Annotated in this window: 18 protein-coding genes and 3 tRNA genes; 10 read left to right on the top strand and 11 right to left on the bottom strand. The window is 72.2% G+C overall.

Annotated features, from left to right (window positions below; genetic code table 11):
* Positions 1–154: 154 nt before the first annotated feature.
* From J7E86_RS08245 to J7E86_RS08235, 3 genes are all read right to left on the bottom strand, one after another.
* Positions 155–228 (bottom strand) — tRNA-Ile (locus tag J7E86_RS08245).
* Positions 229–407: 179 nt separating this feature from the next.
* A tRNA-Asn gene (locus J7E86_RS08240) sits at positions 408–480 on the bottom strand.
* Positions 481–485: 5 nt separating this feature from the next.
* A tRNA-Asn gene (locus J7E86_RS08235) sits at positions 486–558 on the bottom strand.
* 208 nt (positions 559–766) lie between these two features.
* Between J7E86_RS08235 and J7E86_RS08230 the strand changes: the two genes are divergently transcribed.
* Positions 767–1,054 (top strand): YtxH domain-containing protein, encoded by a 288-nt coding sequence (locus J7E86_RS08230; protein ID WP_215080870.1) that lies wholly within the window; start codon positions 767–769, stop codon positions 1,052–1,054.
* A 41-nt stretch (positions 1,055–1,095) separates the two neighbouring features.
* Entirely contained in the window at positions 1,096–2,520 is a 1,425-nt protein-coding gene (locus tag J7E86_RS08225; RefSeq protein ID WP_215080869.1) for an FGGY family carbohydrate kinase, read from the top strand.
* An 18-nt stretch (positions 2,521–2,538) separates the two neighbouring features.
* Here the strand turns inward: J7E86_RS08225 and J7E86_RS08220 are convergent, their stop codons facing one another.
* The 5 genes from J7E86_RS08220 to J7E86_RS08200 all read right to left on the bottom strand — a co-directional run bounded on the left by J7E86_RS08220 (position 2,539) and on the right by J7E86_RS08200 (position 9,361).
* A complete protein-coding gene (locus J7E86_RS08220; protein ID WP_374223775.1) occupies positions 2,539–3,669 on the bottom strand; it encodes an RNA polymerase sigma factor in 1,131 nt (376 codons plus the stop codon).
* A gap of 540 nt (positions 3,670–4,209) precedes the next feature.
* Positions 4,210–6,108 carry a DNA primase gene (dnaG, locus tag J7E86_RS08215; RefSeq protein WP_215080868.1) on the bottom strand — a complete coding sequence of 633 codons (1,899 nt, stop codon included), beginning with the start codon at positions 6,106–6,108 and terminating at the stop codon, positions 4,210–4,212.
* Between the two features lie 9 nt (positions 6,109–6,117).
* On the bottom strand, positions 6,118–6,600 hold the full coding sequence (locus J7E86_RS08210; RefSeq protein ID WP_215080867.1) for a GNAT family N-acetyltransferase: 483 nt from the start codon (positions 6,598–6,600) through the stop codon (positions 6,118–6,120).
* Positions 6,597–7,862 carry an FAD-dependent oxidoreductase gene (locus J7E86_RS08205; protein ID WP_215080866.1) on the bottom strand — a complete coding sequence of 422 codons (1,266 nt, stop codon included), beginning with the start codon at positions 7,860–7,862 and terminating at the stop codon, positions 6,597–6,599. The genes J7E86_RS08210 and J7E86_RS08205 overlap by 4 nt, the downstream gene beginning before the upstream one ends.
* Positions 7,863–8,035: 173 nt before the next feature.
* Positions 8,036–9,361, bottom strand: coding sequence for a deoxyguanosinetriphosphate triphosphohydrolase (locus J7E86_RS08200; protein WP_215080865.1), 1,326 nt, complete (start codon positions 9,359–9,361; stop codon positions 8,036–8,038).
* A gap of 140 nt (positions 9,362–9,501) precedes the next feature.
* Here J7E86_RS08200 and J7E86_RS08195 point away from each other — a divergent pair, with 140 nt between their 5' ends.
* The 3 genes from J7E86_RS08195 (at position 9,502) to J7E86_RS08185 (ending at position 11,868) form a co-directional block, all read left to right on the top strand.
* Positions 9,502–10,194: a vancomycin high temperature exclusion protein gene (locus tag J7E86_RS08195; protein ID WP_215080864.1), complete on the top strand. Its 693-nt coding sequence runs from the start codon at positions 9,502–9,504 to the stop codon at positions 10,192–10,194.
* A 457-nt stretch (positions 10,195–10,651) separates the two neighbouring features.
* Complete coding sequence (locus J7E86_RS08190) at positions 10,652–11,515, top strand: oxaloacetate decarboxylase (RefSeq protein WP_215080863.1); 864 nt, start codon at positions 10,652–10,654, stop codon at positions 11,513–11,515.
* Entirely contained in the window at positions 11,512–11,868 is a 357-nt protein-coding gene (locus J7E86_RS08185) for a hypothetical protein (RefSeq protein WP_215080991.1), read from the top strand. Before J7E86_RS08190 ends, J7E86_RS08185 begins: the two co-directional genes overlap by 4 nt.
* Before the next feature lie 5 nt (positions 11,869–11,873).
* Here J7E86_RS08185 and J7E86_RS08180 read toward each other — a convergent pair whose 3' ends face one another.
* Together J7E86_RS08180 and J7E86_RS08175 are read right to left on the bottom strand one after the other, a co-directional pair.
* Positions 11,874–12,833, bottom strand: coding sequence for a trypsin-like peptidase domain-containing protein (locus J7E86_RS08180; RefSeq protein ID WP_308312515.1), 960 nt, complete (start codon positions 12,831–12,833; stop codon positions 11,874–11,876).
* Between the two features lie 86 nt (positions 12,834–12,919).
* On the bottom strand, positions 12,920–13,705 hold the full coding sequence (locus tag J7E86_RS08175) for a TSUP family transporter (protein ID WP_308312514.1): 786 nt from the start codon (positions 13,703–13,705) through the stop codon (positions 12,920–12,922).
* Between the two features lie 226 nt (positions 13,706–13,931).
* Between J7E86_RS08175 and J7E86_RS08170 the strand changes: the two genes are divergently transcribed.
* The 5 genes from J7E86_RS08170 to J7E86_RS08150 all read left to right on the top strand — a co-directional run bounded on the left by J7E86_RS08170 (position 13,932) and on the right by J7E86_RS08150 (position 20,283).
* Entirely contained in the window at positions 13,932–14,855 is a 924-nt protein-coding gene (locus tag J7E86_RS08170; protein WP_215080861.1) for an oxidoreductase, read from the top strand.
* Between the two features lie 161 nt (positions 14,856–15,016).
* Complete coding sequence (locus J7E86_RS08165; protein WP_215080860.1) at positions 15,017–16,891, top strand: APC family permease; 1,875 nt, start codon at positions 15,017–15,019, stop codon at positions 16,889–16,891.
* Between the two features lie 341 nt (positions 16,892–17,232).
* The gene (locus J7E86_RS08160) at positions 17,233–18,492 is read left to right on the top strand and encodes an ABC transporter substrate-binding protein (protein ID WP_215080859.1); all 1,260 of its coding nucleotides are present in this window, start codon (positions 17,233–17,235) and stop codon (positions 18,490–18,492) included.
* A gap of 1 nt (position 18,493) precedes the next feature.
* A complete protein-coding gene (locus J7E86_RS08155) occupies positions 18,494–19,420 on the top strand; it encodes a sugar ABC transporter permease (RefSeq protein ID WP_308312513.1) in 927 nt (308 codons plus the stop codon).
* Entirely contained in the window at positions 19,417–20,283 is an 867-nt protein-coding gene (locus J7E86_RS08150) for a carbohydrate ABC transporter permease (RefSeq protein ID WP_215080857.1), read from the top strand. The genes J7E86_RS08155 and J7E86_RS08150 overlap by 4 nt, the downstream gene beginning before the upstream one ends.
* Here the strand turns inward: J7E86_RS08150 and J7E86_RS08145 are convergent.
* Positions 20,241–21,266: a helix-turn-helix transcriptional regulator gene (locus J7E86_RS08145; RefSeq protein ID WP_215080856.1), complete on the bottom strand. Its 1,026-nt coding sequence runs from the start codon at positions 21,264–21,266 to the stop codon at positions 20,241–20,243. The two genes, J7E86_RS08150 and J7E86_RS08145, sit on opposite strands and share 43 nt — an antisense overlap.
* Between the last annotated feature and the right edge of the window lie 211 nt (positions 21,267–21,477).

Raw genomic sequence — 21,477 nt, 5'->3', positions numbered from 1 at the left:
CTCATGTCCCGGGCTCGTCAGGCCGTATCCTTCGCCACCGCGCTCACGCACCGCTCGCGCAACCGGCCCCCAACAGCACTGTGCCCCGCCTGATCGAAACCAGTCGGGGCACGGAAACCGCAGGTTGCATCGTTTCTGCACAACATCGCGTGAGTGGGGCGGGTGGGACTCGAACCCACGGCCGACGGATTATGAGTCCGCTGCTCTAACCGGCTGAGCTACCGCCCCGTTCACGGCGCGTCGCGCACATCTGTGCGCGCCGTCTGCCGCAGCATAGCCGCTCATACGATCTGCTGCCCCTGAGGGTCCGCAATGCGTGACCGACCTGACCTTGAGGACTTCGATCACGGCGGGATGGTTCCCTCCGGACGCGAAAAAGGGCCCCTCGCGGGGCCCTCCTCGTCCTGCTCCTCCGACTGGACTCGAACCAGTAACCTGCCGATTAACAGTCGGCTGCTCTGCCAATTGAGCTACAGAGGATCGCGCTCCCCCGACTGGACTCGAACCAGTAACCTGCCGATTAACAGTCGGCTGCTCTGCCAATTGAGCTACAGGGGATTGCTGCGGTGCCTCGAATGCACTGTCGTCCGGTCTCCCGGGCGGCGTGCGCTCGCTGCGACACATACATTAGCGCAAGCAGGGGGGTGCTCCGCCAATCGGTGCCCGGGAGTGACCTTCGCACGCGAGGGGTAGGCGCGGAGCACAGACCGGCGACCCCCTCGAAGACGTGTGGGGCACAAGGGATCCGAGTGAAGGGTGGAGCGCGATGCGCTACCGGCTGACGTTCTTGATCGGAGCAGCCGTCGGCTATGTGCTCGGCACACGGGCCGGCCGCGAGCGGTACGAACAGCTGCGCAAAGGGGCGCAGCGGATCGCCCAGAACCCCGCCGTCCGCAACACCGCCGAGTCCGCCGCGCAGAACGGCCGGGCGATGGCCTCCAGGGGCCTGGCGAAGGTCGGCGAGCGGCTGCCGGGCTCGGTGAGCGAGCGGGTCCGTTCGCTGCGCGAGCAGCGCTCGGCCACCGAGGACGACTGGGGGACGAGCAACACCTGACCGGTGACGGGATGGCGCCGGGAGTTTGGCATCATCACGGCATGGGGATAGTCGCCGGACTGGACAGTTCGACCGAGAGCACACGGATCGTCGTCTGCGATGCGGAGACGGGTGCCGTGCTCAGGCAGGGTTACGCGCCGCACCCCGCCACCTCCGACGGTGATCCACAGGCCTGGCTGATGTCGCTGGGCGAGGCCGCCGCGGGCGGCGTCCTGGAAGGCGTCCAGGCCATCGGCGTCTCCGCGCAGCAGCAGGGCCTGCTGGTCCTGGACGCGGGCGGAGTGCTCGTACGGCCCGCCCTGCTCGGCAACGACAAGCGGATGCAGCCCGCGGCGGCCGACCTGGCCGACGCGCTGGGCGGCCGGACCGCGTGGGCGCAGGCCGTCGGTTCGGTGCCGCAGGCCGGGCAGGCGGTGGCGAAGCTGCGCTGGCTGGCGCGCAACGAACCGGAGTCGGCGACCCGGGCCGCGGCGGCGCTCCAGCCGCACGACTGGCTGGTCTGGCAGCTGCTGGGACGCCCCGTGCGGCGCACGACGGACCGCGGGGACGCCTCCGGCACGGGCTACTGGTCGGCCGCCACCAACTCCTGGCGGCCCGATCTCGTGGAGCTGGCGCTGGGCCACCAGCTGACGCTCCCGGACGTGCTCGCGCCCGCCGAGCCGGCCGGGCACACGCCCGAGGGCCTGCTGATCTCCGCCGGTACGGGCGAGACGATGGCGGCGGCGTTCGGGCTCGGGGTCGGGCTGGGCGACGCGGTCGTCTCGCTGGGCGCCTCGGGCTCGGTGTTCGCCGTGCACCACGAGGCGCTCGTGGACCCCACCGGCACCATCACCTCGTTCGCCGACGCCACCGGCATGCACCTGCCGGTGGTGCACACGCTCAACGCGGTGCGGGTGCTGCGCGGCACGGCGGAGATGCTGGGCACGGACCTGCCGGGCCTGTCCGAGCTGGCGATGCGGTCCACTCCGGGCTCGTACGGGCTGGTCCTGCTGCCCTATCTGGAGGGCGAGCGGACCCCGCACCTGCCGCACACGGCCGGGACGCTGACCGGGCTGCGGCGCGAGAGCATGAAGCCGGAGCACCTGGCGCGGGCCGCGTTCGAGGGCATGCTGTGCGGGCTCACCGACGCCCTCGACGTGCTGCGCACCCGCGGTGTGCAGGTGCGGCGGGTCTTCCTGCTGGGTGCCGCGGCCGAACTGCCGGCGGTGCGGGCGATCGCGCCGCAGCTGTTCGGCGCGCAGGTCGTCGTGGTGGAGCCGGCGGACTACGCGGCGCTGGGCGCGGCCCGGCAGGCGGCGTGGGCGCTGGGGGTCCAGCACGGCACGCTGTCGCCGCAGCAGCCCCCGCTGTGGCCCGCGGCCGCGGGCCAGGTGTTCGAGCCGGGCGAGGACCTGCCGGTGGGCCAGGCGGTGCGCCAGCAGTACGTGACCGTGCGCGAGCAGACCCACCCCGGGGCCTTCCAGTAAGGGCGGGCGGGTGCGCCGTCAGTCGAGGTAGCCGCGCAGTTGGTCGGCGAAGGCGTGGTCACGCAGCTTGTTGAGGGTCTTGGACTCGATCTGACGGATGCGTTCGCGGGTGACGCCGAAGATCCGGCCGATCTCCTCCAGGGTGCGCGGCCGGCCGTCGACCAGCCCGTAGCGCAGCTGGACGACCTTGCGCTCCCGCTCACCGAGCGTGGAGAGGACGGCCTCCAGGTGCTCGCGCAGCAGCAGGAAGGCGGCCGATTCCACGGGTGAGGCGGCGTCGCCGTCCTCGATGAGGTCGCCGAGCGCGACGTCGTCCTCCTCGCCGACGGGCGCGTGCAGCGAGACCGGCTCCTGGGCGAGGCGCAGCACTTCGCTGACGCGCTCCTGGGTGAGTTCGAGGTGGGCGGCGACCTCCTCGGCGGTGGGTTCGTAGCCGCGCTCCTGGAGCATGCGGCGCTGGACGCGGACGACGCGGTTGATCAGCTCGACGACGTGGACGGGGACGCGGATCGTACGGGCCTGGTCGGCGAGCGCCCGGGACATGGCCTGGCGGATCCACCAGGTCGCGTACGTCGAGAACTTGTAGCCGCGGGCGTAGTCGAACTTCTCGACGGCCCTGATCAGGCCGAGGTTTCCCTCCTGTACGAGGTCGAGCATGGTCAGCCCGCGGCCGATGTAGCGCTTGGCGACGGAGACGACCAGGCGGAGGTTGGCCTCGATGAGGCGGCGCTTGGCCATCCGGCCGAGGACGACCAGGCGGTCGAGGTCGACGGCGAGCTGGGAGTCGAGGTCGGGGGTGCTGCCCAGCTTCTCCTCCGCGAAGAGGCCGGCCTCGACGCAGCGGGCCAGCTCCACCTCCTCGGCCGCCGAGAGCAGGGGGATCCGGCCGATCTCGCGCAAGTACTGACGGAACAGGTCGGAGGAGGGCCCGCTGGTGTCGGCGCGCGCGGCGTCGGCGCGGGCGATCCGGTCGGGGTCGCGGTCCGGATCGGCGTCCGGTTCCGGCCCCGGTGGCGGATCCGCCTCGGGGGCGGCGTCGTCGGGGAGGCGCTCGGCTGCGGGCGGCTCGGCCTGCTGGGGCACGGTCGGGGCCGGGTGGGCCTGGGGCACGGGCGGTGTCCGGTGCCGGGCCGGAGTCCGGGTCTGCACGGGGGCGACCTCCAAGGTGATCGCTGCCTGTCAGGGGATGGCATGCGACGGAGGGACGGGGGCGGCCGGGCCGGCGTCCGTCCCGTGGATCACGTGCGGCTTCACGGAGGGTTCCGGGTCCCTGCGGCCGGACCTGCCGCACTCCGAGGACTCAGGCACCGCCCACCAGTGTGGGGTACGACACAGGCCCGCCACGAGGGGCGTGCGGGTACTTTCTGAGTCCGTTCCGTGACCGGCCGTGACAGCGGTGTCCTGCTGGGCAGCGGGGGCCGTGTCCGGCGGTTCATGTGAGCGGGCGGCTGCGGGTCGTGTCGTGCGCACCACCGCTGCGCGGCGGTGTCCTCAATCTCCCCCAGCTACCGCTGGGAGGTGCCCCCAACGGGCTTGATTGTGGCTGGGCTCAGCCGCAATCAAGCCTGTCCGGCGTTTGAGGACGCGCCCGCAGGGCGCCCGCCGCCGCAGGCGGCAAAGACGGCCCGCCCGCCGCAGGCGACCAGGCGGCAAAGACCGGCCCGCAGCCGACGACCCGCCGGCCACCGCCTAGAGCGCGGCGGCGCCCCGGTCCTTCAGGGAGCGGGCGTACTGCTCCAGGACCCACAGCTCGTTCTGCACGGCGGCCAGGTGTTCGGGGGCCGCCTGGGTGTTCAGCCGGACGAGGCTGCCCTGGACCTCCTGGACGCGGCGTTCGACCGCCCGCAGCCGGACCTGGACGAGCTGCATGCCGGCGTAGACCTCGTCCACGTTCTTGTGCCGGATGGCCTCGACGGCGAGCTCGGTGACCAGGGCGCGGACCGTGTCGTCGGGGGCGGCGTCGCGGACGCGGGTGAGGTAGTCGTCGGGGGCGTCGGTGACGCCTCCGGCCTGCTCGATGGCGCGGCGGACGGTGACGTAGGGCGCGGCGGTGAACTCGTCCTCGCCGTAGGCGTCGAAGGCGGGGGCGACCAGCTCCGGGCGCTGGAGGGCGAGTTTGAGGAGCTCGCGCTCGGTGAGCTGCGCGGGGCTGCGCAGGTTGAGCGCGGGGCCGGAGCGGACGGGCGGCTGGGGGGCGGCGGGCGCGGGGGCGGCGCGGTGGTGCGTACGGCCCTGCTCGGGCCTGCCGCCGCGCTCGCGGGCCCAGCGGGCGAGCTGGCCGACGCGGCGGACGACGAACTGGGTGTCGAGGATGCCGAGCATGCCGGCGAGCTGGACGGCGTACTCGTGCTGGATCGAGCTGTTCTTGATGTTGCCGACGATGGGCGCGGCGGCTTCGAGGGCGGCGGCGCGGCCCTCGGCGGTGTCGAGGTTGTGCCGGGCGACCATCTGGCGGATGGCGAAGGCGAAGAGCGGGGTGCGGGTCTCCACCAGGGACTGCACGGCGGCGTCGCCCTCGGCGAGGCGCAGTTCGCACGGGTCCATGCCGCCGGGGGTGATGGCGATGGAGGTCTCGGCGGCGAACTTCTGGTCGTCCTCGAAGGCGCGCAGGGCGGCCTTCTGGCCGGCGGCGTCGCCGTCGAAGGTGAAGACGACCTCGGCGGCAGAGTTGTCCATCAGCAGCCGGCGGAGGATCTTGATGTGGTCGCCGGCGAAGGCGGTGCCGCAGGTGGCGATGGCGGTGGTGACGCCGGCCAGGTGGCAGGCCATGACGTCGGTGTAGCCCTCGACGACGACGGCGCGGCTGGTCTTGGCGATGTCCTTCTTGGCGAGGTCGATGCCGTAGAGGACGTGCGACTTCTTGTAGATCTGGGTCTCGGGGGTGTTGAGGTACTTCGGGCCGTTGTCGTCGTCGCGGAGCTTGCGGGCGCCGAAGCCGATGACCTCGCCGGTGATGTCGCGGATGGGCCACATCAGGCGGCCGCGGAAGCGGTCGATGGGCCGGCCGTTGCGGCTGTCCTGGGCGAGGCCGGAGAGGATCAGCTCCTTGTCGCTGAAGCCCTTGCCGCGCAGGAAGCGGGTGAGGTGGTCCCAGCCGGCCGGGCTGTAGCCGACGCCGAAGTGCTGGGCGGCGGCCTGGTCGAAGCCGCGGCTCGCGAGGAACTTCCGGCCGATCTCGGCCTCGGCGCCGTCGAGCTGCTCGGCGTAGAACTTCGCGGCGTGCTTGTGGGCCTCGACCAGGCGGATGCGCTCGCCCTGCTGGCGGCCGGGGGTGTAGCCGCCCTCCTCGTAGCGCAGCGTGATGCCGGCCTGGGAGGCGAGGCGCTCGATGGTCTCGGCGAAGGAGAGGTGGTCGATCTTCATGACGAAGTCGACGGTGTCCCCGCCCTCCTGGCAGCCGAAGCAGTAGAAGAGCCCCTTGGCGGGGCTGACCTGGAAGGACGGGGACTTCTCGTCGTGGAAGGGACACAGGCCCTTGAGGTTGCCGCCGCCGGCGTTGCGCAGCTGGAGGTACTCGGACACGACGGCGTCGATCGGGACCGCGTCCCGGACCGCCTTCACGTCGTCATCGTTGATCCGTCCTGCCACGGGTGAATTCTACGGCCGGACGCCGGCACCTCCGCCCGCCCCGGTGCCGGAGAGCTTGATCGTGAAGACGAGATGCGGGCCGATGCCCTCCACCTCGAACTCCTCGCCGCGGGCGGTGAAGCCGTGGTGCTCGTAGAACCCGCGGGCGGAGGTGCGTCCGTTGCACCACACCAGGCAGGCGCCGCGCGCGGCGGCCTCGGCGAGGCCGGCCCGCAGGACGGCGACGCCGTAGCCCAGGCCGCGCGCGGCCGGGTCGCTGGCCATGCCGCGGAAGCGGTACGCGTCCTCGCCCGTGCCCGGGAGGGGCTCCGGGAGGAAGGTGACGCAGGCCCGCACCGCTCTCCCGGGGTCGTAGGCCGCGATGTGGAAGGTGCCGGGGGCGCTGTCCTCGGGGAAGACGGCGGCGGCCTCGGGCAGGCCGGGGCGCAGCACCGCGTGGCGCAGGGGGAGGATCGCCGCGGCGGGTACGAGCTCGGTGCGGGCGGTGCTCATGAGGGGAGCAGGCCCTCCAGCGCGACGCCCGGGTCCGCGAGGGCGTCGGGGTCGAGGCGGACGCCGGAGCGGATCAGCTTCTGAATGGTTTCGGTGACATCCCACACATTGACGTTCATCCCGGCCAGGAGGCGGCCCTCGGACAGCCAGAAGGCGATGAATTCGCGCTTGCCGACGTCGCCCCGGCACACGACCTGGTCGTACGAGCCGGGGGGCGCGTAGCCGGAGTACTCCAGGCCCACGTCGTACTGGTCGGAGAAGAAGTAGGGCACCCGGTCGTAGGAGACGTCCTGGCCCAGCATGGCGCGGGCGGCGGCGGGGCCTTCGTTGAGCGCGTTGGCCCAGTGCTCGACGCGCAGCCGGGTGTTCAGCCAGGGGTGCTCGGCGGCGGCGACGTCGCCGGCGGCGTGGATGTCGGGGTCGGAGGTGCGCAGGGAGGCGTCGACGGCGACTCCCCCGCCGTCGGCCCGGTCGACGAGGGCGAGGCCGGCGGCCTCGGCGAGGGCGGTGCGCGGGGCGGCGCCGATGGCGGCGAGGACGTCGTGGGCGGGGTGCTCCTCGCCGTCGTCGGTGCGGGCGGCCAGGACCATGCCGTCGTGGCCGGTGATCTCGGTGAGCCGGGCGCCGAAGTGGAAGCGGACGCCGTGCTCGGCGTGCAGGTCGGTGAAGAGCTGGCCGAGCTCGGGGCCGAGGACGGAGTGCAGCGGGGTGGGCTCGGGCTCGACGACGGTCACCTCGGCGCCGTAGCCGCGGGCGGCGGCGGCGACCTCCAGGCCGATCCAGCCGGCGCCGGCGATGACGAGGTGGCCGTTGTCGCGGCCGAGGGAGGACAGGACGCCGCGCAGCCGCTCGGCGTGGGCGAGGCGGCGCAGGTGGTGGACGCCGGCCAGGCCGGTGCCGGGGATGTCGAGGCGGCGGGGCTCGGCGCCGGTGGCCAGCAGCAGCTTGTCGTAGTGGACGAGGGTGCCGTCGCCGAGGCGGACGGACTTCGCCGCGCGGTCGAGGTGGACGGCGGGCTGGCCCAGGTGCAGCTCGATGTCGGCGCGTGCGTACCAGGCCGGCTCGTGGACGAAGACGCTCTCGCGGTCGTCCTTGCCGATCAGATACCCCTTGGAGAGCGGGGGCCGCTCGTAGGGGTGGTCACGTTCGTCGCAGATGAGGATCACCCGGCCGGTGAAGCCCTCCGAGCGGAGGGTCTCGGCGGCCTTCGCCCCCGCGAGGCCCCCTCCGACGATGACGAACGTCTGGTGTGCGTCGACCACTTGCTGCCTCCTCGCTGCCACGCAGTGCGTCTGCGCTAACCGCCCCCGGTCGAAATCGGCCCGTGCCCGTGCAGAGGGTCCCGCACGGAGGCCACGGCCGGAAGAGGGACTACCCCGGACGGGTCAGTACCCGCATGGTGGCGGGCGAGTGCCCGGATTCCATGGACAATGGGTCACTCTTTCGTCACAGAACGTGCGCCGGTGAGGCGCGCGCGCAGGGCGCGGGCGGAGACGTCGGTGAGCGCGGCGATCTGGTCGACGACGGCGCGCAGCCGTCCCCTGTCGTCGTCGGCGGCGGTGAACAGGGAGCGGAACTGCGGGTCGAGGCCGTCGGGCGCGCGGGCGACGAGGGCCTCGGCGAGCTCGGCGATGACCACGCGCTGGTCGGCGCGGAGCTTTTCCTGGTCCTCGCGCTGCATGACGTACCGGTCGGCGACGGCCTTCAGGACGGCGCACTCCAGCCGGGTCCTGCGGGGCACGACGAGCTCGGCGCGGTAGCGCGTCAGGCGGCCGGGGCCGTAGCCGGCGCGGGTGGCGGACTCGGCGGCGAGGCAGAACCGGCCGATGAGCTGGCTGGTGGCGTCCTTCAGGCGGGCCTGGGCGACGGCGGAGCCGTCGTAGCCGTGCGGCCACCACTCCTGTTCGAGGAGGCCGTCGAGGGCCTCGGCGAGCTCCTCGGGGTCGGCACCGGGGGCGTAACGGGCGGCGGCGACGGCGAACACCTCGCGCCGCTCGGGGTCGGCGAGCAGGAAGTTGGGGTCGAGGTGGCCGGCGTGCAGGCCGTCCTCGACGTCGTGCACGGAGTAGGCGACGTCGTCGGACCAGTCCATGACCTGCGCCTCGAAGCTCTGGCCTCCTTCGGGCGCGCCCTGGCGGAACCAGTCGTAGACGGGGACGTCGTCCTCGTAGACCCCGAACTTGCGGGAGTCGGGGTCCTTGGGGTGACCGCCGCGCGGCCAGGGGTACTTGGTGGCGGCGTCGAGGGCGGCCCGGGTGAGGTTGAGGCCGACGCTGAAGAGCTCGCCGCTGCCGGCGCGGGTCACGAAGCGCTTGGGCTCCAGGCGCGAGAGCAGCCGCAGGGACTGGGCGTTGCCCTCGAAACCGCCGCAGGCTTCGGCGACTTCGTTGAGCGCCTGCTCGCCGTTGTGGCCGAACGGGGGGTGACCGAGGTCGTGTGCCAGGCAGGCGACCTCCACCAGATCGGGGTCGCAGCCCAGGGCGGCGCCCAGCTCGCGTCCGACCTGGGCGCACTCCAGGGAGTGCGTCAGGCGCGTACGGGGGCTGGCGTCCCACGCCTGGCCGCTGACGCCGGGCGTGACGACCTGGGTCTTGCCGGCGAGCCGGCGCAGCGCGGCGGAGTGCAGGACGCGCGCCCGGTCGCGCTGGAAGGCGGTGCGGCCTGGGCGCTTGTCGGGCTCGGGCGCCCAGCGCTCCAGGTCCGACGCCTCGTACCCGGCGAGTGGGGGCTGTTCCGTCGCGGTCCGTGCTGAGCCGTTCATACCTCCGACGGTAACCGCAGGGTGTGACAGCAGCGACGGCATGGGGGGTCGGTGACGGCCTTTCCGGCCGCCGACCGGAAGGCCGGGAACCGCCGGGGCTCCGGCGGCGTTGATCCTGGGCAACGGGAGGATGATCGAACATGAGGTTGAGGCGCAGTCTGCCGAGTACGAGACGGGGGTGGCGGCGCGCGCTGTGGGCGGTGGTGGCCGGCTGTGTGCTGGCGCTGATGCCCATCACGTGGGTGTACGCCTCGGCGGCGCCGCGGGTCCGGGACGTGGAGAGCGCGCCGTCGGCGCCGGTGGTGATGGTCTTCGGCGCGGGTCTGTGGGAGGGCAGGCCGTCCCCGTATCTGGCGCACCGGCTGGACGCGGCGGTCGAGCTGTACCGGGCGGGCAAGGTGAAGGTGGTGCTGGTCACCGGTGACAACAGCCGCGTGGAGTACGACGAGCCGGACGCGATGCGCGCGTATCTGACGAAGCGGGGGGTGCCCGCGGACCGGATCGTCAGCGACTTCGCGGGCTTCGACACCTGGGACTCGTGCACCCGGGCGGTGCGGATATTCGGGGTGAAGAAGGCCATCCTGGTGAGCCAGGGATTCCATATACGCCGGGCGCTGGCGCTGTGCGGGGCGGCGGGCATCGACGCGCACGGCGTCGGGGTGGACGCGGTGCACGACGTCACCTGGTACGCGGGCGGGGCACGCGAGGTCTTCGCCTCGGGCAAGGCGGCGCTGGACGCGCTCGTACGGCCCGGACCGCGGTTCCTGGGGCCGCACGAGCCGGGCGTGGAGCAGGCCCTGGCGGAGTCGGGGGCGCCGCGGGAGCGGCGGTAGGCGCGGGGCGGTCCCGGCCGGAGGCACGGCGGGAGCGTCGCGCTCCTCGGCAGCCGCGCGTACTACGGTCGCTACGGCTTCCGGGCGAGCACCGACTACGGCATCCTCCCCCGGATCCCGCGTGGGGCGAGTACTTCCGGGACCGGACTCCGACCGCGTACGCGCCCGCGATGCGCGACATCCTCTCCTACGCCGAGCCCTTTACGTGCCGCTGACCATGGCGTGACCATTCCTTTCCGGGCCTTTTCGGGCCTTCCCGGGCGGACAACCATACGGTCGCATCATTCTTTGACAGGGACTTGCTCAGAAGTCGCCGTTTACACCTTCCGGCGATTCTGAAAACGTATGTGCCGACGCATCGGAAGAATTACCGCTCGGGCGCTCTGCCGCCCGTTCTTCCCTGCGCCGAGCGACGGTCGTGAGAACACTGCGAGTTCCGGACGCCAAAGGAGAACGGATGCGCTACGGCACCGCCCTGCGAGAAGCAGTCGATTCGCCCCGGACCACCCCGCTCATCGGCATCTACGACATGTACTCGGCCTCCATCGCGGCCCAGCACTACAACGGGTTCTTCGTATCCGGGTTCGGTTTCGCCGCGTCCCATTACGGGCTCCCCGACATCGGTTTCATCGCCTGGCCGGACATGCTGGCCTTCGTCGAACGGCTGCGGCCGGCCTTCCCCGACCACCACCTGCTGGTGGACATCGACGACGGCTACGTCGACCCCGAGGTCGCCTGCCATGTGGTGCGGCGGCTGGAGCGGGCCGGGGCGTCCGGGGTCATCCTGGAGGACCAGCAGCGCCCGCGCCGGTGCGGGCACGCCGACGGGAAGGTCATCCTGCCCCTGGAGGACTACCTCAAGAAGCTCGACCTGGTCCTGAGCAGCAGGCAGGACCTGCTCGTGGTGGCCCGTACGGACGCCACCGAGGAGACCGAGATCCTGCGCCGCGCGGCCGCGCTGGCGGAGACCGGCGCCGACGTCGTCCTGGTCGACGGGGTACGGAGTCTGGAATGGATTCGCAAGGTCCGTTCCGTCATCGGGGACAAACCCCTGCTGTTCAATCAGATCGCGGGCGGAAAATCCCCGAGCCTTTCGCTCACCGAACTCACGGAATTGGGCGTCGACGTCGCCATCTACAGCACGCCGTGCCTTTTCGCGGCACACCGTGCGATCGACAGCGCGCTGGCCGAACTCAAAATGGCGGACGGCCGTCTGCCGGACACCCGGATGTCCGGTGCCGTCGGGGTCGAGAGTTCGACCCGGCTGCTGGAGCAGAACATCGACAGGCGGCAGCACCGGCGGCACCGGGTATCGGCGTGATCCGCGGACCCCTGCTCGCCACGGGCCTCACCGTCGCGCTGGCGGCGAGCGTGCTGCTCGCCGGCGCCGAGGCCGCCGCGCTCCCGGTGTCCGCGCAGCCGGACGACGACGCCGAGGCGGCGTTCTGCGGCGAGGGACATCCGGTCGGATTCCTGGTGATCGACAATTCCCGTGCCGATTCCTGGCTGGAGGTCGACCGGACGGGCAATTCGCTGGTCGGCGGCCGGGGCACGGCCGGCAGCGACCACGACGGCGGCGGAGGCGCCATCGACGTACGGAACCGGGACGTCGGCGGGGACGCCCAGTCGCAGCCGCCGGGAGGCTGGATCGGCCACGCACCGTCCGACGGGTAAGGGGCTCAGGAGGCCCGGTGCGGCTCCCGTCCGTTTATGGCGTCCAGATAGAGCTTGAAGATCTCGTCGTCATTGACCGGGCTGTAGGAGATCCGTGCGCTGTCGTCACCGTCGGGCCCACCGCCGTTGAGGCCGCCGAGCACGCCGACCAGGTCGCCGGTCTTCGTCTTCTCGTCGAAATGGGTGAGCCAGGGGCTGCCCGACGTGCCGGAGACGAAGCCCTCGCACCGCATGCGCAGCTGTCTTTGCCCCTCCAGTCGGCTGGTCCGGGCGGTGCAGCGGATGGCCTGGTCGGCGGGGTCGTCGTCGGCGTCCGGATAGCCGATGACCGTCACCTTGTTGCTGTAGCCGGGGGTGCGGACCAGGCGGTTGGCGCCCGTGACGCGCTCGATCTGCCGGCCGCGGCCGTCGGGCCTGACGGTGGCGAAGGCGAAGTCCAGGTCGGAGCCCTCGCCGGTGTCGGTGCGGCGGGGGTCGACGTACGCCCGGTCCACCGGCCACACGCCGTACGGCTGCCGGTCCGCGCCGGCCCGGTAGCCGGGGACGAAGGCGGCGTCGTCGCCCAGCGCGCAGTGCCCGGCGGTGACGATCAGATTGCCCTTGGGGCTGTGCACGACGCTCGCCGTGCAGTGATGGTCCCTCAGGTCCTCGCCGACGAAGACCAGCGCGCCGACCGAGGGCACCCCGTCGAAGTGTCGCGCGCTGCCGGTGACGGGCTGCGCTCCGGAGGCGTCGTCCGCGTCGGCGGCCTTGCGGGCGGCCTCGTCGTCGGACGCCGGGGCGGCCGCCACCCGCGAGGGCCCCCAGAACCGCTGGGCCTCCTCGCTGGACCAGCTGCCCTCCCGGCCGTGTCCGCCGGCGCCCTTGGGCACGGCGGCCGCGAGCGTGACGACATACAGCCCCGCGAGCACGGCCCGGACCCACCGGGTGCGGCGCCACCGGGAGAAACGCACAAGAACCCCCACCAGGTCAGGAAGGTAATCGACAGGCTAACCGGAACCGCCCGGGTCCAACCCTCACCGGACCGATTTCCCGATGAGTGTCACCCGCCTCACCCACCCCACTGGTCATAGCCGAGCTTGCAGACCAGGGTCACCACCACCACGAGCAGCACGCCGCGGACGAACCCGCTCCCCCGTTTCAGCGCCATCCGCGCGCCGACCGCGCCGCCGGTGAGATTGCACAGGGCCATGGGCGCGGCCACCTGCCACAGCACGGAGCCCTGCGCGGAGAACGTCACCAGCGCGCCCACGTTCGTACAGACGTTGACGATCTTGGCGGTGCCGGAGGCCCTGAGCAGGTCCATGTGGAGGATCCCGGCCAGCGCCAGGACCAGGAACGTGCCCGTGCCCGGTCCTATGAGCCCGTCGTAGAAACCGATGCCCAGGCCCGCGACGAGGATCGCGGTCAGCACGCGCCGCCGCGTCGCCGGGACGGCGGCACCCGGTGTCACCCCGAAGGCGGGCCGGAGCAGCACGAAGGCGAGGACGGCGAGCAGCACGGCCATGATCAGGGGCCGCAGGACGGCGCTGTTGATGCCGGACGCGAAGAACGCCCCCGCCAGCGATCCCCCCAGCGCGGCGAGCCCGATGCGGAGGGCCATCCGCAGGTCCAGCCCGGCGTTGCGGACGTAGGAGACGGCGGCCGCGGTGGTGCCGCAGATGGCGACGGCCTTGTTGGTGCCCAGGATGTGCGCGGGCGGCACGTGCGGCAGCCCCACCAGCAGCGCGGGCAGTTGCAGCAGCCCGCCTCCGCCGACCACGGCGTCGATCCACCCGGCGGCGACGGCGGCCAGGCAGAGCAGGAGCAGCGTGGTCAGCGATATCTCGTGCGTCACCGGTGGGATCGTACGGGCTCCCTCAACTCGCGTGCGAAGGTGAGCCGGTGGCATGGGCCGGAGCCGGAACACCTTGAGGCTTTCCGCGGAACCGACGGGGTACACCGCGCGGAGGAGCGCTCCGGGCCGCGCCCGGGATCGCTGTCGGCCCGATCGCGGGCCCCGCCCCGCCGTCGTCGCCTAGTCTGGGAGGCCCGGAGGCTACCGACGCGTAGGAGCTGCGGACGTGAAGAGCTGGACCTCGAGTGACATCCCCGATCAGAGTGGGCGCACCGCCGTGGTGACCGGGGCCAACAGTGGTCTCGGGTACGTGACCGCGAGGGAGCTGGCCCGGCGTGGGGCGCGGGTGGTGCTGGCGTGCCGGGACGCCGCGCGCGGCAAGGCGGCCGAGGAGCGGCTGCGGGCGGAGGCGCCGGGCGCGGACGTGATGCTCGCGGAGCTGGACCTGGCCGACCTGTCGTCCGTACGGGCCTTCGCGGCGGGCTTTCCCGGTGACCGGCTCGACCTGCTCGTCAACAACGCCGGTGTGATGGCGCTGCCGGAGCGCAAGACGGTCGACGGGTTCGAAATGCAGTTCGGGACCAACCATCTGGGTCACTTCGCGCTGACCGGGCTGCTGCTGCCGCTGCTCAAGGAGACAGGGCACGGGGCGCGGATCGTGACCGTCTCCAGCGCGCTGCACTTCCTCGGCACGGTCGACCCGCGCGACCTCAACATGGAGCACCGCTACCGCCGGTGGATCGCCTACGGCCGGTCCAAGAGCGCCAACCTGCTCTTCACCCACGAGCTGGCACGGCGGCTGACGGCGGTGGGCTCCCCGGTCGTGGCGGCCGCGGCGCATCCCGGGTACGCGGCGACGAACCTCCAGACGGCCGGGGTGCGGATGGAGGAGCGGGACGTGGCGGAGCAGTTCGTGCGGCTGCTCAACCGGGCGTTCGCGCAGAGCGCGGAGGACGGGGCGCTGCCGGCGCTGTACGCGGCCACGGCGCCGGAGGTGCGGCAGGACGATTTCTTCGGGCCGCGGGCCGTGATGATGCGGGGCGCGCCGGCCCGTTCGGTACGGGCCGCCTGGACACGCGACGGGACGGCCGCGGCCGGGCTGTGGGCGGTGTCGGAGCGGATGACGGGCGTCCGGTACGGCTGGGTTTGAGCGTGACGCACCACTGACACCGGCTCGGGTCCGCGCTGCCTGGCGCGTCAAGAAAGCGGGAAGATCCCGCCGAAACCCGCCAAGGGCCCGCCAAGACCGGGCGCGAGCACTCGGAAGCGGGCGCACTCTGGGCGTTCCACGTCACGGAGGTACGACAAAAGATGTCCATGGTGGCCCGTACGGACGAGCTCGCGGGGACCGGCGAGGAGCCGCCCGATACCGGCGCCGCGCGCCCCGCCGGCGAGGACCGGCACCGGCTGACCACGACGCAGGGACTCGCGGCCCTGTCCCTCGACGCGATGGCCTCCGTCGCGTACGGGCCCGAGTCGATCGTGCTGGTGCTGGCGGCCGCGGGAGCGTACGGCCTCGGCTTCACCCTGCCGGTCACGCTCGCGATCGCCGCGCTGCTGGCCGTGCTCGTCGCCTCCTACCGGCAGGTCATCGCCGCGTTCCCGGACGGCGGCGGCAGTTACGCCGTCGCCAAGCGGCACCTGGGCCGGCGCACCAGCCTGGTGACGGCGGCGTCGCTGGTGCTGGACTACGTGCTGAACGTGGCCGTCTCCGTCACCGCCGGGGTCGCCGCCCTGACCTCCGCCTTCCCCTCCCTCTACGGCGAGCGGCTGTGGATCTGCCTGGGCGTGCTGGCCCTGGTCACCGCCGTCAACCTGCGCGGCATCGTGGAATCGGCGAAGGCGTTCATCGTGCCGACCGCCGTCTTCGTCGGGTCGGTCCTGACGATGATCGTGGTGGGGCTCTTCCGGGACGCGCCCGCGAGCACCGAGGCCGCCGGGCACGCCTCCGTCCTCGGCGGGAACGCCACCACCGTGGGCGCCCTCCTCCTGCTGAAGGCGTTCGCCTCCGGCTGCTCCGCGCTCACCGGCGTCGAGGCCGTCGCCAACGCCGTGCCGTCCTTCCGCGCCCCGGCGGCCCGGCGCGCCCAGCGCACCGAGGTCGCGCTCGGCGCGCTGCTGGGCGTCATGCTGATCGGCCTGTCCGTCCTCATCGGCCGCTTCCACCTCCAGCCGGTCGAGGGCGTGACCGTCCTCGCGCAGCTCGCCGACGCCTCACTCGGCCACAACGGCGCGTTCTATGTGGTGCAGTTCGCGACCGTCGTCCTGCTGGCGCTGGCCGCGAACACCTCCTTCGGCGGCCTGCCGGTGCTGATGGGGCTGCTGGCCCGCGACAACTACCTGCCGCACGTCTTCGGCCTGAAGGCCGACCGCCAGGTCCACCGCCACGGTGTGCTGGCACTGGCCGCCGTCTCCGCGCTGCTGCTGGTCCTCTCCGGCGGGGACGTCAACACGCTCGTACCGCTCTTCGCGATCGGGGTGTTCGTCGGGTTCACCATCTGCCAGGTCGGCATGGTCCGCCACTGGCGGCGGGAACGTTCCGCCGGATGGCGGGGCCGGACCCTGCTCAACGGCTTCGGCGCGGCGCTCACCGGCGTCTCGGCCGTCGTCGTCACCGCGACGAAGTTCGAGGAGGGCGCCTGGCTGATCGTCCTCGCCCTGCCGCTGCTGGTCGCGGTCTTCGAGGCCGTCCACCGCGCGTACGGGCGGATCGGCGAGCGGCTCGGGCTGGGCCGGGTGCCGGAGCCGCCGCGCCGCTGCCACTCCGTGGTCGTCGTGCCGGTCTCCTCGCTGTCCCGGCTGACCAGCGAGGCGCTGACCGCCGCCGTGTCCCTGGGCGACGAGGTGGTGGCGGTGACCGTCGCCCAGCCCGACGCCGAGGGCCGGCGGGCCGCGGAGTCGCTGCGCCGCGACTGGGAGCTGTGGCGGCCGGGCGTGGACCTGGTCGAACTGCCCGCGGACACCCGGGCCCTGGGCCGCCCGATCGTCGGCTACGTCCGTGAGCTGGCCGCCCGGCACCCCGGCAACCGCGTCACGGTGCTGATCCCGGAGGTCGAACCCGCGCACGTATGGCAGCGGCTGCTGCAGAACCAGCGGGGCGCGGTCGTCGCGCATGCGGTGCGCCGGGACACCGACGCGGTCATCTGCCGACTGCGGTTCCGCGTCCGCGGAGGTGACACGGACTAGTCCGGCGGATCGTCGACTGCGGGTCGTCTTTGCCGCCTGCGGCGGCTGGCGCCCTCCGGGCGCGTCCTCAAACGCCGGACGGGCTCGATTCGGCTGAGCTCAGCCAATTTCAGCCCGTTGGGGGCACCCCCAGCGGTAGCTGGGGGAGACTGAGGACACCGCCGCGCAGCGGTGGTGCGCACGACAACGGCCCGCAGCACCCCGCACACCGAACCGGCCGCCACACGGCGATAACGCGTCTGTCGCAATCCCCCTCCATCGTTGATCGTTGAGCCGTACGATCGCAGACGGTCCACAGCGGACGGTCTTCGAACGGCCGACCCAGCGAGGGGACGAGCGACATGCCGATCAGCCGCAGACGACTCCTGACCGCCGGTGGCGGGCTGGCCCTGACGGGCGGGCTCGCCGTCGCGTGCGGTTCCAACACCGGCCGGGACGACGGTGGTTCGCGAACCCGCCTGTCGCACTGGTACCACCAGTACGGCGAGGCGGGCACCGAGCGGGCGGTCCGCCGGTACGCCGCCGCCTACCGGCCGGCCGACGTCCGTATCCAGTGGCGGCCCGGCGCCTACGACCAGCAGACCGCGGCCGCCCTGCTGACCGACTCCGGTCCGGACGTCTTCGAGGTCAACGGTCCGACACTGGACCAGATCCAGGGCGGTCAGGTCGTCGACCTCACGGACCTGCTCAAGGGCGTCGAGAGCGACTTCCCGAAGGCGGTCATCGCGCCCAAGACGTACGACGGCCGGGTGTGGGGCGTGCCCCAGGTCGTCGACACACAGCTGCTCTACTACCGCAAGAGCCTGCTGGAGAAGGCCGGCGCCCGCCCGCCCCGCAGCCTGGACGAGCTGGTCGACACGGCCAAACGGCTCACGGACTCCAAGGTCAAAGGGCTGTTCCTCGGCAACGACGGCGGCTCGGGCGTCCTGGGCGGCACGCCCCTGTACGCCGCGGGCCTCTCGCTGGTCACCGACGACGGCCGCGTCGGCTTCGACGACCCGGCCGCGGCCCGCACCCTCGGCAAGCTCCGTCGGCTGTACGCCGACAAGTCACTGCTGCTGGGCGCGCCCACCGACTGGTCCGACCCCTCCGCACTCGTCCAGGGGCTCACCGCGATGCAGTGGTCCGGCCTGTGGACGCTGCCGCAGGTGAAGAAGGCACTCGGTGACGACTTCGGCGTCCTGCCCTTCCCGGCCGACGGGCCCTCCGGCAGGCCGGCCGTGCCGGTCGGCGCGTACGGGGCGGCGGTCAGCGCCCGCAGCCGGCACCGGGACGCGGCGAAGGCGTACGTGAAGTGGCTGTGGGTGGACCGCACCGACCACCAGGAGGACTTCGCGCTCTCCTACGGCTTCCACATCCCCGCCCGCATCTCGCTGGCCGCCAAGGCCACGCGGCTGAAGGAGGGCGCCGCGGCCGAGGTCGTCCGCTTCACCACCGACCACGGCTACGCCCAGCCCCTGCTGTGGACGGTCGCCTGCCAGACCGCCTACCAGGACGCGCTCAACCGCGTCATCAAGGGCGGTGCCGACCCGGCGGCCGAGCTTCGCGCGGTCGTCCGTACCGCCGACACCGAGCTGCGGCGCGTGCGGAAGAGGTCCTGACGTGTCGGCTCCCGGCACGGCCCGCCAGCGGAACCGAACCCTCTGGTTCTGGATTTTCACCGGCCCCTTCGCCCTCGGGCTGCTGCTGTTCACGTACGTACCGCTGGCCTGGAGCGTCTGGCTCAGCTTCTTCGACGCGCAGAACACCGTCACCCCGACGGACTTCGTCGGCCTGGACAACTACACGGCCATGCTGCGCGACCCGGCGTTCCGCTCGTCGCTGGCGACCTTCGCGCTCTTCACCGCCTTCATCGTCCCGGCGACCTACGCGCTCTCCCTCGGCCTGGCACTGGCGGTGGGCAGGCTGCGGCGCGCCCAGGCGTTCTTCCGTTCGGTGTTCTTCCTGCCGGCCGCCTGCTCGTACGTCGTGGCCGCGCTGATCTGGAAGATGTCGATCTTCAATGGGGTGCGGTTCGGCCTGGCGAACACCGTGCTGGGCTGGTTCGGCACCGACCAGGTCGCCTGGCTCGCGACGACCGATCCGCCCTGGTACTGGCTGGTCGTGGTCACCGTGCGGCTCTGGCTCCAGGCGGGCTTCTACATGGTCCTCTTCCTGGCCGGCCTCCAGCGCATCCCGCCGCAGCTGTACGAGGCCGCCGCCGTCGACGGCGCCCGGCCGGGGTGGCAGACCTTCCGCCACATCACGTTCCCCGCGCTGCGCCCGACCTCGGTGGCGGTGGTGCTGCTGCTGGTCATCGGCGCGTTCCAGGCGTTCGACGAGTTCTACAACCTGCTCTCGGACGCGCGCGGCTACCCGCCGTACGCCCGGCCGCCGCTGGTCTACCTCTACTACACCGCGCTCGGGCAGGGCCAGAACCTCGGGCTGGGCAGCGCCGGCGCGGTGATCCTGGCACTGATCATCGCGGTGGTCACGGTCGTACAGGCACGCTGGTCCGGGCTCGGCCGGCGCGGGGAGGGTGCGGCATGACGCGGACGCGGAGCCGGGACGGCGTGCTCGACGACGCCCTCGTACGGACCGGACGGGCGCTGCGGCTGGTCCTGCTGATCGCGCTGGCGGCGCTGTTCCTGATCCCCTTCTACCTGCTCGTCCGCAACGGCCTCGCCTCCGAGGCGGACATCACGGCGCCGGACTGGACGTTCTTCCCCCGTGACGTGCGCTGGTCGAACGTGCGCGAGCTGTTCGACGACCCCGCCGTGCCGATGGCGCACGCGCTGCTGAACTCCACGCTGATCGCGGTGGCGACCACGCTGGGCACGGTGCTGCTCGCCTCGCTCGCCGGCTACGGCCTGGCCCGGATCCCCTACCGCCACGCCGACGCCGTCTTCTACGCGATCCTCGGCACGCTGATGGTGCCGGCGGCGGTGACCTTCCTGCCCACGTTCGTGCTGGTCTCCTCGCTGGGCTGGATCTCCACGCTGCGCGGCCTGATCGTGCCGACACTGTTCAGCGCGTTCGCCTGCTTCGTCTTCCGCCAGTACTTCCTGGGCTTCCCCCGGGAGTTGGAGGACGCCGCGCAGGTCGACGGGCTCGGCTACTGGCGTACGTACTGGCGGATCGTCGTGCCCAACTCGCGGCCGGTCTTCGCCGCCGTCGCCACGATCGTCTTCATCGGCGCGTGGAACGCCTTCCTGTGGCCCCTGGTCATCGGCCAGGACCGCGACGCCTGGACGGTGCAGGTGGCGCTGTCGACCTTCACCACCGCGCAGATCGTCAATCTCCACGAACTGTTCGTGGCGGCCGCGGTGTCGATCGTGCCGCTGCTGCTGGTCTTCCTGCTGCTCCAGCGCTACATCGTCGCGGGCGTCGAACGTTCCGGCATCGACGACTGAGCCCGCCGGGCCGGCGGGCGGTGGCCGCCGCGCAGCAGTGCCGCGCCCAGCGGTGTCAGGGTGTGCAGCACCGCGCTGCCGTTGCGCAGCGTCAGCACCAGGCCCGCCTCGCGCAGCACCCCCGCGTGCTGGCTGGCGGAGGCGGCGGACACCCCGACCCGGCGGGCGAGTTCACTGGTCGTACAGCCGCCGCCGATGGAACCGAGGACGGCCGAGCGGGTGTGGCCGACGAGCTTGCCGAGCGAGCGCGGCGCGGTGTCGACGGCGGACGCGCACTCCGACATGTGGCGCGCGGGGTAGACGAGGACGGGCGCCAGGTCGGGGTTGACGTAGGTGACGGGCGTGCGCCGGCAGAAGAAGGAGGGGACGAGCAGCAGTCCGCGGCCGTTGAGGTGGACGTCGCGGTCCACGGGGTAGTCGGCCTCCAGCACGGGGGCCCGCCAGCGCATCATCGGCGGCAGTGAGGACAGCAGCGCGTCGGCGCCGCCGTCGAGCAGGGCCCGGCCGCGCACCGCCCGGTCGGCCTCTATCTGCGCCTGGATGTGCGCCCAGTAGGGGGCGATGGCCGCCTCGTGGTAGGCGTGCAGGGCACCGGTCAGCTTGGCGAAGGCCCGGGTGTCGCCCTCGGCCATGGATCGTATCCAAGCGGGGAGCGTACGGACCGTGGAGAGCCTGCCGAGCTCCTGGTGGACCCGCTCGGCGGGCGTCTCGCGCAGGGCCTGCATGCCCGAGTCCAGTCCGAGGACGCCTTCGGGCGGGGTCAGGAAGTCGGGAAAATATCCGCGGGAGGGGACCAGCGGCGCCAGTAGCCGCGTTTCACCATTCAACCGGGTCCGGGTTTCCGACCGCCAATCACCGAAGATCGACTCGCCTTGTTTGTCCCGGAGCCGGTGCAGGCTCAATACGGTTTCCCAGAGTGCGTCCGGGTCTCCGGCCAGGCGCAACCGGGCCAGATCGAGTCCCGTGAAATGGACGCGCAGCACCAAACCCCCACATGAGACATCGCAACCACCCCCCGCTCACTGAGTATGCACACCGATACGAGCTGTTACCACGTCCTTTTGGCCACAGTTGAAAGGACTCGCGCGGAACATGTCGGAAGCGAAATGCTATTCACGCACTCGGGGCTGCTCCCGCTCGTTCCCGTGGGGGGTGGCGAGCGAATAAGCGGCCGCTGAGTATGCGAGTTGCCGC

The sequence above is a fragment of the Streptomyces sp. ISL-11 genome, assembly GCF_018614525.1.
Classification (GTDB): domain Bacteria; phylum Actinomycetota; class Actinomycetes; order Streptomycetales; family Streptomycetaceae; genus Streptomyces.
The sequence above is the reverse complement of the archived record's forward strand: the minus strand, read 5'-3'. Positions and strand labels throughout refer to the sequence as shown.